The 12,878-nt window shown below is 63.4% G+C and carries 10 protein-coding genes; 5 read left to right on the top strand and 5 right to left on the bottom strand.

The genetic code is table 11. The annotated features are described in order from the left end of the window. Positions 1 to 285: 285 nt before the first annotated feature. The 3 genes from hydA (at position 286) to preA (ending at position 4,533) form a co-directional block, all read left to right on the top strand. A complete protein-coding gene (gene hydA / locus WF331_RS11030) occupies positions 286 to 1,725 on the top strand; it encodes a dihydropyrimidinase (RefSeq protein ID WP_340622893.1) in 1,440 nt (479 codons plus the stop codon). Between the two features lie 165 nt (positions 1,726 to 1,890). Further along, positions 1,891 to 3,258 (top strand): NAD(P)-dependent oxidoreductase, encoded by a 1,368-nt coding sequence (locus tag WF331_RS11035; RefSeq protein ID WP_340622894.1) that lies wholly within the window; start codon positions 1,891 to 1,893, stop codon positions 3,256 to 3,258. Continuing rightward, positions 3,259 to 4,533 carry an NAD-dependent dihydropyrimidine dehydrogenase subunit PreA gene (gene preA / locus WF331_RS11040; RefSeq protein ID WP_049274900.1) on the top strand — a complete coding sequence of 425 codons (1,275 nt, stop codon included), beginning with the start codon at positions 3,259 to 3,261 and terminating at the stop codon, positions 4,531 to 4,533. It begins immediately after the preceding gene. 117 nt (positions 4,534 to 4,650) lie between these two features. Here the strand turns inward: preA and WF331_RS11045 are convergent, their stop codons facing one another. The 5 genes from WF331_RS11045 to gnd all read right to left on the bottom strand — a co-directional run bounded on the left by WF331_RS11045 (position 4,651) and on the right by gnd (position 10,396). Beyond that, positions 4,651 to 5,271, bottom strand: a complete 621-nt coding sequence (locus WF331_RS11045) for a TetR/AcrR family transcriptional regulator (protein ID WP_026034333.1) — start codon at positions 5,269 to 5,271, stop codon at positions 4,651 to 4,653. Between the two features lie 154 nt (positions 5,272 to 5,425). Further along, on the bottom strand, positions 5,426 to 5,713 hold the full coding sequence (locus WF331_RS11050; RefSeq protein ID WP_084967434.1) for a HigA family addiction module antitoxin: 288 nt from the start codon (positions 5,711 to 5,713) through the stop codon (positions 5,426 to 5,428). Positions 5,714 to 5,969: 256 nt separating this feature from the next. After that, positions 5,970 to 7,766 (bottom strand): glycoside hydrolase family 15 protein, encoded by a 1,797-nt coding sequence (locus WF331_RS11055; protein WP_340622895.1) that lies wholly within the window; start codon positions 7,764 to 7,766, stop codon positions 5,970 to 5,972. 144 nt (positions 7,767 to 7,910) lie between these two features. Beyond that, positions 7,911 to 9,416 carry a glucose-6-phosphate dehydrogenase gene (gene zwf, locus WF331_RS11060; RefSeq protein WP_174369994.1) on the bottom strand — a complete coding sequence of 502 codons (1,506 nt, stop codon included), beginning with the start codon at positions 9,414 to 9,416 and terminating at the stop codon, positions 7,911 to 7,913. Further along, a complete protein-coding gene (gene gnd / locus WF331_RS11065; RefSeq protein WP_016488154.1) occupies positions 9,413 to 10,396 on the bottom strand; it encodes a phosphogluconate dehydrogenase (NAD(+)-dependent, decarboxylating) in 984 nt (327 codons plus the stop codon). Before gnd ends, zwf begins: the two co-directional genes overlap by 4 nt. A 203-nt stretch (positions 10,397 to 10,599) precedes the next feature. On the opposite strand from gnd, the gene WF331_RS11070 reads away from it, so the two are divergent. Continuing rightward, the gene (locus tag WF331_RS11070) at positions 10,600 to 10,767 is read left to right on the top strand and encodes a DUF6026 family protein (RefSeq protein ID WP_016498822.1); all 168 of its coding nucleotides are present in this window, start codon (positions 10,600 to 10,602) and stop codon (positions 10,765 to 10,767) included. A 542-nt stretch (positions 10,768 to 11,309) separates the two neighbouring features. Continuing rightward, positions 11,310 to 12,869, top strand: a complete 1,560-nt coding sequence (gene glgA / locus WF331_RS11075) for a glycogen synthase GlgA (RefSeq protein ID WP_016498821.1) — start codon at positions 11,310 to 11,312, stop codon at positions 12,867 to 12,869. Positions 12,870 to 12,878: the final 9 nt, after the last annotated feature.

The raw sequence follows: 12,878 nt of genomic DNA on the forward strand, positions 1-12,878 counted from the left end.
GTACACACGCGTATTTGTGCTTAGAAATCTTGACCAGAATTCCATCTTGTCAAGTCAGTCAACAACCCCTGAAAGGCCCGAAGTCAGCGGGTCTTTAAAAATTAATCCTTAAATATCAGATAGTTAAAAACCATAAAATTTATAGGAAAATTTTCTTGAAGATTCCCAGATCAGCATCTAGCCTCGAATCTTGTCAGGACTGACAGGATTAACCACCCTGCCTGGCCTGCACCCGAAACAATTCCAAGAACCGGCCCAGACCGGTCAGCCTGCGAGGAAAACGGCATGTCCCTGTTGATCCGTGGCGCCATCGTGGTTACCCACGAAGAGAGTTACCCCGCCGATGTCTTGTGTGCCGATGGCCTGATCCGTGCCATCGGGCCAAACCTCGAACCGCCCACCGACTGCGAGATCCTCGACGGCAGCGGCCAGTACCTGATGCCCGGCGGCATCGACCCGCATACCCACATGCAGTTGCCATTCATGGGCACGGTGGCCAGCGAGGATTTCTTCAGTGGCACCGCTGCGGGCCTGGCCGGTGGCACCACGTCGATCATCGACTTCGTCATCCCCAACCCGCAGCAGTCGCTGCTGGAGGCCTTCCACACCTGGCGCGGCTGGGCGCAAAAGAGCGCCAGCGACTACGGCTTCCATGTGGCCATCACCTGGTGGAGCGAGCAGGTAGCTGAGGAGATGGGCGAACTGGTGACCAGGCATGGAGTGAACAGCTTCAAGCACTTCATGGCCTACAAGAATGCGATCATGGCCGCCGACGACACCTTGGTGGCCAGCTTCGAGCGCTGCCTGCAACTGGGCGCGGTGCCCACCGTGCATGCCGAGAACGGCGAGCTGGTTTACCACCTGCAGAAAAAACTGCTGGCCCAGGGCCTGACCGGGCCAGAGGCACACCCGCTTTCGCGCCCTTCGCAAGTGGAAGGTGAAGCGGCCAGCCGCGCCATCCGCATTGCCGAAACCATTGGTACGCCGCTGTATGTGGTGCACATTTCCAGCCGTGAAGCGCTGGATGAAATCACCTATGCGCGCGCCAAGGGCCAGCCGGTGTACGGCGAAGTCCTGCCCGGCCACCTGCTGCTGGACGACAGCGTCTACCGTGACCCGGACTGGGCCACTGCCGCCGGCTACGTGATGAGCCCGCCCTTCCGCCCGCGTGAGCACCAGGAGGCGCTGTGGCGCGGCCTGCAATCGGGCAACCTGCACACCACGGCCACCGACCACTGCTGCTTCTGCGCCGAGCAGAAAGCCATGGGCCGCGACGACTTCAGCCGCATCCCCAACGGCACTGCCGGCATCGAAGACCGCATGGCGGTGCTGTGGGATGCCGGGGTCAACAGCGGGCGCCTGTCGATGCATGAGTTCGTGGCGCTGACCTCAACCAACACGGCAAAAATCTTCAATTTGTTCCCGCGCAAGGGCGCCATCCGCGTGGGTGCCGACGCCGACCTGGTGCTGTGGGACCCGCAAGGCACCCGCACCATCTCGGCCCAGACCCACCACCAGCGGGTGGACTTCAATATCTTCGAAGGCCGCACGGTGCGCGGCATCCCCAGCCACACCATCAGCCAGGGCAAGGTGCTCTGGGCCGATGGCGACCTGCGCGCCGAGGCCGGTGCGGGGCGGTATGTGGAACGGCCGGCGTATCCGTCGGTGTACGAGGTGCTGGGGCGACGCGCCGAACAGCAGCGCCCGACGCCCGTTCAGCGCTAAGGCCATGGGGGCTGCTGCCCAGCCCATCGCCGGCAAGCCAGCTCCCACCTCGACCGCGCAGCTCTCAAGGCCTGTGGGATTCCTGTGGGAGCTGGCTTGCCGGCGATTGGGGCGTACATCGCCCCCCGTTTCAAGCCAAATATAATAAAGAGAGAGGCTACAACCGTGATCGACGCCCTGAACCACTTGCCGCGCCCCCGGGCCGGTGCCGACCAGTTGGCCGAGCGCTTCAGCGACCTGGCCCCACCCCTCACCGCCCGCCAGGCCGCCGTCGAAAGCGCGCGCTGCCTGTACTGCTACGACGCCCCCTGCGTCAACGCGTGCCCCAGCGACATCGACATCCCGTCATTCATCCACCGCATCAGCGACGAAAACCTGCAGGGCGCCGCCGAGCGCATCCTCTCGGCCAACATCCTGGGAGGCAGTTGCGCCCGCGTCTGCCCCACCGAAATCCTCTGCCAGCAAGCCTGCGTGCGCAACAACGCGCAGGAGTGTGCACCGGTACTGATCGGCCAGTTGCAGCGCTACGCCCTGGACAACGCCCACTTCACCGAACACCCGTTCAAGCGCTCACCGGCTACCGGCAAACGCATCGCCGTAGTCGGCGCCGGCCCTGCCGGGCTGTCCTGCGCACACCGGCTGGCCATGCACGGGCATGACGTGGTGGTGTTCGAGGCCTGCGACAAGGCCGGCGGGCTTAACGAGTACGGCATCGCCCGCTACAAGCTGGTCGACGACTACGCCCAGCGTGAAGTGGAGTTCCTGCTGGGCATTGGCGGCATCGAAGTACGCCATGGCCAGCGCCTGGGGGGCAACCTCAGCCTGGGCGAACTGCGCGATCAGTACGACGCGGTGCTCCTCGGCCTCGGTCTGAACGCCGTGCGCCAGCTTGGCCTGCCCGATGAAGAATCCCAGGGCGTGCTCGCCGCTACCGAATACATCCGCGAGTTGCGCCAGGCCGATGACCTGAGCCAGCTACCCTTGGCCGACCGCTGCCTGGTGATCGGTGCTGGCAATACCGCCATCGACATGGCCGTGCAGATGAGCCGCCTGGGGGCCCGCGACGTCAACCTGGTGTACCGCCGTGGCCACACCGACATGGGCGCCACCGGCCACGAGCAGGACATCGCCAAGGCCAACCAGGTGCGGCTGCACACCTGGGCCCGCCCCGACGCCGTGCTGCTGGACGACGCCGGCAAGGTGCGCGGCATGCGCTTCGCCCGCACCGAGCTGGCGGACGGCCGCCTGCGCGACACCGGCGAAACCTTCGAGCTGGCCGCCGATGCCATCTTCAAGGCCATCGGCCAGCGCTTCGACGATGCCTGCCTCGTCGACCCGGTGGCGGCGCAACTGGCCCGCGAGGGTGAGCGCATTCGCGTTGACGAAACTCTGCAGACCAGCCTGCCGGGCGTGTATGCCGGCGGCGACTGCACCGCCCTGGGCCAGGACCTTACCGTCCAGGCCGTGCAGCACGGCAAGCTGGCCGCCGAAGCCATCCATGCCCAACTCATGCTCAACGTGGAGGCAGCGTAAATGGCCGACTTGTCTATCGTATTTGCCGGCATCAAGGCACCCAACCCGTTCTGGCTGGCGTCCGCACCGCCAACCGACAAGGCCTACAACGTGGTCCGCGCCTTCGAGGCCGGTTGGGGCGGCGTGGTCTGGAAAACCCTGGGCGAGGACCCGGCGGCGGTCAACGTGTCGTCGCGCTATTCGGCGCACTACGGCGCCAACCGCCTGGTGCAGGGCATCAACAATATCGAGCTGATAACCGACCGTTCGCTGGAAATCAACCTGCGCGAAATCACCCAGGTGAAGAAAGACTGGCCCGACAGAGCCTTGATCGTGTCGCTGATGGTGCCGTGCGTGGAGGACTCTTGGAAGTTCATCCTGCCGCTGGTGGAAGCCACCGGTGCCGATGGCATCGAGCTGAACTTCGGCTGCCCGCACGGCATGCCGGAACGTGGCATGGGTGCGGCAGTCGGCCAGGTGCCGGAATACGTGGAGCTGGTCACCCGCTGGTGCAAGACGTACTGCTCGCTGCCGGTGATCGTCAAGCTCACGCCGAACATCACCGACATCCGCCAGTCGGCTCGCGCTGCGCACCGCGGCGGGGCCGATGCGGTGTCGTTGATCAACACCATCAACTCCATCACCAGCGTCGACCTGGACCGCATGGTCGCCCACCCCATCGTCGGTGACCAGAGCACCCATGGCGGTTATTGCGGCTCGGCAGTGAAGCCGATTGCCCTGAACATGGTGGCGGAAATTGCCCGCGACCCGGAAACACGCGGCTTGCCGATCTGCGGCATTGGCGGCATCGGCAACTGGCGTGATGCGGCGGAGTTCATCGCCCTGGGCAGTGGCGCCGTGCAGGTGTGCACGGCGGCGATGCTGCACGGGTTCCGTATTGTCGAGGACATGAAGGACGGCCTGGCGCGCTGGATGGACCAGCATGGGCATCACACTGTCGAAGCGTTCCGCGGGCAGGCGGTGGGGCACACCACTGACTGGAAGTACCTGGACATCAACTATAAATCGGTGGCGCACATCGATCAGGAGGCGTGCATTGGCTGTGGGCGCTGCCACATCGCCTGTGAGGATACCTCGCACCAGGCCATTGCCAGCACGCTGAAGGCAGATGGCACACATGCCTACAGCGTGATCGAAGAGGAATGCGTGGGCTGCAACCTGTGTCAGATCACCTGCCCGGTTGAAAACTGCATCGAGATGCAGGCGCAGGATACCGGCAAGCCGTACCTGAACTGGACACAGGACCCGCGTAACCCCTACCGCGAGGCCAGTTGAAGCAATGGGGGCTGCTGTGCAGCCCTTCGCGGGCTTGCCCGCTCCCACAGGTTTTGCGCGGCCCCTGTGGGAGCGGGCAAGCCCGCGAAGGGCCGCACAGCGGCCCCCATCGCCGGTTCAAGGCTCCAGCCCGATCCCCCTCAAGATCACGCTGGTCACCGTCTGCACCGCACTCTCGAACGCCATGTCCGACAGCATCTCGCCACCATTGAGCAACTGCACCTGGTAACCAAAGTCGGCATAGTGCTGGGTAGACGCCCAGATCATGTACAGCAATGCCGACGGCTCTACCGGCAGAATACGCCCCTCCTCCACCCAACGGCGGATCTTGGCTTCCTTCAATTTCGCCCAAGGCACCAGGCTGTCATCCAGGTTCACCCCAAGCACCGGCGCCCCGTGCAGCATCTCTTCGGCCCAAATCTTCGAGCCCAGGGGCCGCGAGCGCGAATGGCCCATCTTCGCCCTGATGTAGCTGGTCAGCACCACGCGCGGGTCGTCGAAGTTCTCGAAACACAGTGCGTCCTGCTTCCATACATCCAGCAAGTCCTGCAGCACCGCGCGGAACAACTCGTCCTTGGTGCTGAAGTAATAGTGCAGGTTGGAGCGTGGCAATTCGGCCTGCTCGGCGATGTCCCCCATGGAGGTGGCGCCGTAGCCTTTCTCGGCAAACACCTTTTCCGCCGCCTGCAAGATTTTCTCGATATTGCGCCGGCGAATTTCGATCTTGTGATTGGCCATCAGGCTTGGGCCGCCCACACCGCCAAGCCACCGGTCAACCGGCCGTCACTTAACTCGATATTGTCGATTTGCCGGTCAGTACCGCGAATGCCCATGTGTGCTCCGTGCCGAAGGGGTTTGGCCTAGTCTACTCCGCTCGGTTCACACTTTTATATCAGGCGGCCTGAAACAACCGGGTAATCACGGGCTGATGGCGGTGGCGCGCCTGCCAGATATCGTAATCAGCCTGAATGGCCAACCAAAGGCGGGCGGTACTGATACCCGCCATCTCCAGGCGTACCGCCAGGTCCGGAGACAGTGCCGCGCGGCCATGCAGTACCCGCGAAAGCGCTTCGCGGGAAAACCCAAGGTGCGACGCGAAGGCTTTTACCGTCAGGCCAAGCGCTGGCAAAACATCTTCGCGCAAGGTTTCGCCAGGATGTGGCGGATTGTGCAAAGGCATGAACAGCTCTCCGAAGTAGGTGTACGCAGCTAGTGTGACCCTACACATCACGCTCATACAGACAATATATGTGACGCAATGCGTCACAATTGACGGAGTACCAAGCCTATCGCGCACCTTGTGGGAGCGGGTTCACCCGCGAACACCGGCGAAGCCGGTGCCATGCTGCGCGTTGTATTCTTCGCGGGTAAACCCGCTCCCACAGGGATCTCACGCGATTCTAGATATTGAGCAAGGCAGTTGCTACGTTCATCCGCTACCCGCACCTCGCCCGATCACGCACCGGGCACTGTGCGCGATGAAGATTGAGTGCGGTGTTGATGATGCCGATATGGCTGAACGCCTGGGGGAAGTTGCCGAGCATGCGCTGGCCGGCCGGGTCGTATTGCTCGGCCAGCAGGCCGAGGTCGTTGCTCAGGCCGGTCAGGTGCTGGTACAGCGCTTCGGCTTCAGCCTGGCGGCCCAGCAAAACATAAACGTCTGCCAGCCAGAACGAACACACCAGGAAGGTGCCCTCCCCCGGCGTCAGGCCGTCGCTGCAGCTGTCGCTGTCGTAGCGCATCAGCAGGCCGTTCTTCAGCAGGCGCTGTTCGATCTGCTCCAGCGTGCGCAAGAAGCGTGGGTCATCAGCCGGCAGGAAGCCGGTCAGGGCGATCTGCAGCAGGCTGGCGTCCATTTCGGTCGAGCCATAGGCCTGGACGAAAAACCGGCCGCTGGCGTCCAGGCCGTGCTTGCACACTTCGCGGTGGATTTCGTCAGCCACCTGGCGGTAATGGTGCCCGCGCTCGCGGCCTTCTTCAGTGGTGTCAGCCAGCCCCGCGGCACGGTCGAAGGCAACCCAGGCCATGACCTTGGAGTGCACGAACTGCTGGCGGCCGCCGCGCACTTCCCAGATGCCTTCGTCCGGCTCGCGCCAGATGCGTTCGACGTAAGGCAGGATCAGGCGGGAGATGGCGGCGCTGCGCGGGTGGCGGGGCAAGCCGCCCTTGATCGCCTGGGCCATGGCATCGGCCAGCTCGCCGTAGATGTCCAGTTGCATCTGTTGCGACGCTGCATTGCCTACCCGCACGGGTTGCGAATGCTCGTATCCGGCCAGCCACGGCAAGGTGTATTCCTGCAGGTCGCGCTCACCGGCCAGGCCATACATGATCTGCATCTGCTCGGGGTTGCCGGCCACTGAGCGCAGTAGCCATTCACGCCAGGCCTGGGCCTCGTCGAAGTAGCCCAGGTTCATGAACGCCAGCAGGGTCATGGTGGCGTCGCGCAGCCAGCAGAAGCGGTAGTCCCAGTTGCGCTCCCCACCCACCCGCTCAGGCAGCGAGGTGGTGACGGCGGCGACGATGCCACCCGTGGGGGCGTAAGTCATTGCCTTGAGGGTGAGCAACGAGCGGCGCACCAGGGCGGTGTATGGCCCTACCTGCGGGCAGCGGGTGGCGAAGGCCTGCCACTGCTCGACGGTTTGGGCAAAAGCCTGGTCGATATCGCAGTCGGGCTGCACTGGCAGGTGCGAGGGTTGGTGACGCAGGCTGAAGATTTGGCGCTCGCCCGTGCCAACACGAAAGCGCGCGACGGTATGGTGGTCGAGTGCATGCGGGGGGACGGTGCTGCACAGGATCAGCCGGTCAGGGCCGGCAACGGCGCTGAGGGTCAGTGGGGCGAGCCGTTCCACCCACGGCACACTGCGACCGTAGTCGAAGCGCATGACCAGGTCCATTTCAAAATTGGTTTCGCCACTCAGACCCTCGACGATCCGCACCACCGAATTGACGTCGCCCAGCGGCATGAAGTCGAGCACCCGGGCACGGCCGGTGGCAGTGACCCAGATGGTTTCCAGCACGAGGGTGTCGTCCAGATATTGGCGGCTGCTGTGCTCGACGGGGTCGCAGGGGGCCACGCGCCAGCGGCCGTTTTCTTCGTTGCCCAGCAGGGCCGCAAACACGGCGGGGGCGTCGAAGCGTGGCAGGCAGAGCCAGTCGAGCGAGCCATCGCGGCTGACCAGGGAGGCGCTGCGGCAGTTGCCCAGCAGGGCGTAGTCTTCGATATGGGCGGGCATTAGGTCTCCTTGATGTGATCGCCAGTGCCGGCCCTTTCGCGGCTAAAGCCGCTCCCACAGGGATACCATTTCCCTCAGGCCTGATGCGATACCTGTGGGAGCGGCTTTAGCCGCGAAAGGGCCGGCACTGGCTTTACAAAAGCATCAGCCCAAGCGGTGCCACTCGCGCTTGTCGCGGGTCAGCAATTCATTGCCAGCGTCAGGCCCGTCTTCACCGGCCGGGTACTGATGCACCTCGCCATCCTGGGCCCAGGCATCGAGAAACGGCTGCACCGCTCGCCAGCCGTTCTCGATGTTGTCAGCCCGCTGGAACAGGGTCTGGTCACCGGTCAGGCAGTCGTAAATCAGCGTCTCGTAGCCGGTCGCCGGGGTCATCTTGAAGAAGTCTTTATAGGCAAAGCCCAGCTCCACATTCTCCATCACCAGCTCCGGCCCTGGCCGTTTGGCCTGCAGGTCGAACCACATGCCTTCGTTGGGCTGAATCTGGATTTTCAGGTAGTTGGGCTTGGGCCGCTCCAGCTCCGACTCGCGGAACTGCGCATACGGCGCGGGCTTGAAGCAAATGGCAATTTCGGTGTCGCGCACGCTCATGCGCTTGCCGGTGCGCAAGTAGAACGGCACGCCGGCCCAGCGCCAGTTGTCGATCATCACCTTCAGCGCCACGTAGGTTTCGGTCTGGCTGTCAGGCGCGACATTGGGCTCCTGCCGGTAACCGGGCAGCTGCTTGCGCCCCTGCTTGCCGGCACTGTACTGGCCGCGTACCGAGTTCTTCAGGGCCATTTTCGCCGACCATGGGCGAATAGCACCGACCACCTTGGCCTTTTCGCCGCGCACCGCGTCAGCCCCGAACGCAGCCGGCGGCTCCATGGCCACCATCGCCAGCAACTGGAACAGGTGGTTGGGAACCATGTCGCGCAGGGCCCCGGTGCTGTCGTAGAACGCACCACGGGTTTCGACGCCGACCGTTTCCGCAGCGGTGATCTGCACGTGGTCGATGTAGTGGTTGTTCCAGAACGATTCGAACAGGCCGTTGGAGAAGCGGCTGACCAGAATGTTCTGCACCGTCTCTTTGCCCAGGTAATGGTCGATACGGTAGATCTGCCGTTCGCCCATCACTTTCAACAGGCAGGCGTTGAGCGCCTCGGCGCTGGCCAGGTCGGTACCGAATGGCTTCTCGACCACCACGCGGCGAAAGCCGCCGCCAGACTCGTCGAGCAAGCCGGCCTGCCCCAGGCGCTGCGCCACCTCGGGGAAGAAACGCGGCGAGGTGGCCAGGTAGAAGATGGCATTGCCGTGGCTGGTTTTGTCGATGCGCTTGGCGAGGGCCTGGTAAGTGGCCGGGTCGAGGAAATCGCCCGTCTGGTAATCCAGGCGTTTGGCCAGGCGTGCCCAGAGCTTTTCGTCCAGACACTTGGCGCTGCCCTCGCCGCCTTTATCCCGCTCGAGCATGAACGCATGCAGGCGCTCTGCAAATTCCTCGGCGCTGGCCGGGTTGTGGTCCACGCCAACGATGCGCAGGTTGCGGTCCAGCAAACCGTCGCGGCTGAGGTTGTACAGCGCCGGCATCAGCAGGCGCTTGACCAGGTCGCCATTGGCACCAAACAGGAACAGGGTACAGGGAGGAGCGGCTGGAATGGTCTGTTTGGTCATTCGCCTTTCTTCTCGACGTGGCCACCGAAGCCCAGGCGCATGGCCGAAAGGATCTTGTCACCATACGTGCCCTGCTGCTGGCGCGAGCGGAAGCGCGCAAACAGTGCGCTGGACAACACCGGCACCGGCACCGCCTGCTCGACGGCGGCATCGATGGTCCAGCGGCCTTCGCCACTGTCGGATACCGAGCCACTGAACTGTGACAGCTGCGGGTCGGCCACCAAGGCATCGGCGGTGAGGTCGAGCAGCCATGAGGTTACCACGCTGCCACGCCGCCACACCTCGGCGATCTCGGCCACGTTCAGGTCAAAGCGCTGGTCTTGCGGTAGCTCGTTGCCACCTTTGCTGCGCAGCAGGTCGAAGCCTTCGGCATAGGCCTGCATGAGGCCGTACTCGATACCGTTATGCACCATTTTCACGTAGTGCCCGGCGCCGGGTGGGCCCGCGTGGATATAGCCGTGCTCGGCGCGCTGATGCTCCCCGCTGCGGCCATGAGTACGCGGGATGTCCCCCACGCCCGGGGCCAGCGCCTTGAACAGTGGCTCCAGGCGCTCGAACACGTCCTTTTCGCCGCCGATCATCATGCAGTAGCCACGGTCCAGGCCCCATACGCCGCCAGAAGTGCCGACGTCCAGGTAATGCAGGCCGCGCTTTGCCAGCTCGGCAGCGCGGCGCATGTCGTCCTTGTAGAAGGTATTGCCGCCGTCGATGATCGCATCGCCCGGTTCCAGCAGGTCAGCCAACTGCGCGATGGTCTGCTCGGTTGGCTCGCCGGCCGGCAGCATCACCCACACTGCGCGTGGGGCTTTCAGCTTTTGTACCAGCGCACCAAGGTCGTGCGCGCCTTGGGCACCCTCGCCCTCAAGCCCGGTAATGGCCTCGCGGTTGCGGTCGTGCACCACGGTGCGGTGGCCGGCGCGCATCAGGCGCCTTGCGATATTGCCGCCCATGCGGCCCAGCCCGACGATTCCCAATTGCATGAGCCGATGCTCCCTTACGAAATGGATGACAACACAGTCCAGCGTTTCAGATTAGTCCAGCATGCCGCCCGAGGGTTCAGCGACGAACGGCAAGACCACGATAAACAAAAAAGTTCCCACCAACTGCAAAAGAATTCAGAATGCGCCCCGCGTGAAGCGTCTACGCTTTGACTTGTCACCAGCCAAAACCGCGAGGTGTGCTCATGGGTACCTTGATGCCTGCAACCCCAACCCAGACACTTTATGTCTCCGTGCGCCGTGATGAGCTGCGTAAACTGAAAGACGAACGTGACCAGCTGCGCCAACAGGTCGCCCAGTTGAACCTGCTGCTGGCGCAGGCGCGTACCGACGGCAAGGCCGTCAATCTCTGACCCTTCCTCTCAGTGGGGGCTTCTAGGGCTCCCACGCTGCTGCCCCTTGCGAAAAAGCAAACACACTTGCAGCGCCCCATTATGGTGCGCCAGCCCACTCCAGCCACAATTCGGCGCACCCTCCAAACACCCCCGCCCTACCTTCGCCCACCCCGTTTCATGACCGGTCACAAACGCCAACGTTTGCGTCTATTCCGCACATAACAATAGTGACCAGTGGGTCACCTTTTTATCACTTTCTCTCCTACACTCGGTTTTCGGCCCGCCATTTGCTCAATGGAAGAGTGACGTAAAAAAGTCGAACTTTCAGGAAAGCGGGCAGGTCAGGAACTAAGTAGGCCAAACGCAGGGGACATTCCCTGGCTCGGCCCACCCATCCCAACCAGTCCAATCGCCTTCGGCCGGAGTGCTGATCGCGTTGTGCCTGCGCGCACGAACCTGGGGCATGGAACGCACTACGCAGTATTCAGAACCAGAGAGAACCAACACGAAACATCGCCACGGGTGCCAGCACCCGGCCAAGCATAGGGACGGAGAGAAGTATGATCAGTGCCGCTGTCGAGCCTCACGTAGATTCATTCAAACCGGACAACCGCGAGCCGCTTACCCCGGATTTCGCCACGACAGGCAAGGCACCCGGCGCGCAGCGCCAGCAAAACCCGAACATGCGCAAGATTCTGTTCGTCACCTCGGAAATCGCAGACCTGGTCAAGACCGGAGGCCTGGGTGACGTGTCCGCCGCCCTGCCCCGAGCCCTGGCGCACCTGCACGATGTACGGGTGCTGATCCCGGGGTACCCCCAGGTGATGGAGAGCGACAACCCGATCCACATCGTCGGTGAACTGGGCGGCCACGCGGCCCTGCCGCCGTGCAAGATCGGGCGCATGGACATGGCCGACGGCCTGGTCATCTATGTGCTGATCTGCCCCGAACTGTATCAGCGCGATGGCACCCCCTATGGTGCCAACAATGGCCGCGACTGGCCCGACAACCACATCCGCTTTGCCCGCCTGGGCCTGGCTGCCGCCGAGATTGCTGCGGGCGAAGGCAAGATCCACTGGACGCCGGAAGTGGTGCACGCGCATGACTGGCCCGCCGGCCTGGCCCCGGCCTATATGCACTGGCGCGGGCTGAATACGCCGACCCTGTTCACCATCCACAACCTGGCCTACCAGGGTGTGTACAGCCGTGGTTGCAGCCCGGAGCTGGCGATTCCCGACCACGCCATGCAGCAGGAAGGCATGGAGTTCTACGGCAAGCTGTCGTTCCTCAAGGCGGGCTTGGCGTATTCCAGCCACATCACCACGGTCAGCGCCACCTATGCCCGGGAAATCACCACCCCGGAATTCGGTTGCGGCCTGGACGGTTTCCTCGCCAGCAAAGCCCAGCAAGGCCTGCTTGGTGGCATCCCCAACGGCATCGATGAAAGCTGGGACTCGGCCACCGACAAGCACCTGCAGCACAACTTCAGCATCAACGACTGGGAAGGCAAGGCGCGCAACACTCAGGAGGTACGCGCTCTGTTCGGTCTGGAGGATTCTGACGGACCGCTGTTCGCCGTGGTATCACGGTTGGTGTACCAGAAGGGCCTGGACCTGACCTTGGGTGTGGCCGACTACATCGTCGAACAAGGCGGGCAGATTGCGATCATCGGCCGTGGCGAGCCGGAAGAAGAACAGGCCATGCGCGAGCTGGCGCTGCGCCACCCTGGCCGCATCGGGGTGCGCATCGGCTTCAACGAAACCGACGCCCGGCGCATGTTTGCCGGCAGCGACTTCTTGCTGATGCCATCGCGCTACGAGCCTTGCGGCCTCAGCCAGATGTACGCGCAACGCTTCGGCTCGCTGCCGGTAGCGCGCAACACTGGCGGCCTGGCCGACACCATCGAGTGCGGCGTCACGGGCTTCCTGTTCAATGAGTCCACCGTCGAGAGCTACCGCCAGGCACTCAGCCGCGCCTTCTATGTATACGGTAAAAAGGATTTGCTGAACGCCATGCGCTGCCTGTCGATGACCCAGCCATTCAACTGGTGCCAGGCGGTGGAACCCTACGCCCGCCTCTACGAGGACCTGGTCAAGCAGGCACAACTGAGCCACTACTGAGCGGGGGCT

It is taken from the genome of Pseudomonas sp. YNh, assembly GCF_037993085.1.
Classification (GTDB): Bacteria; Pseudomonadota; Gammaproteobacteria; order Pseudomonadales; family Pseudomonadaceae; genus Aquipseudomonas; species Aquipseudomonas putida.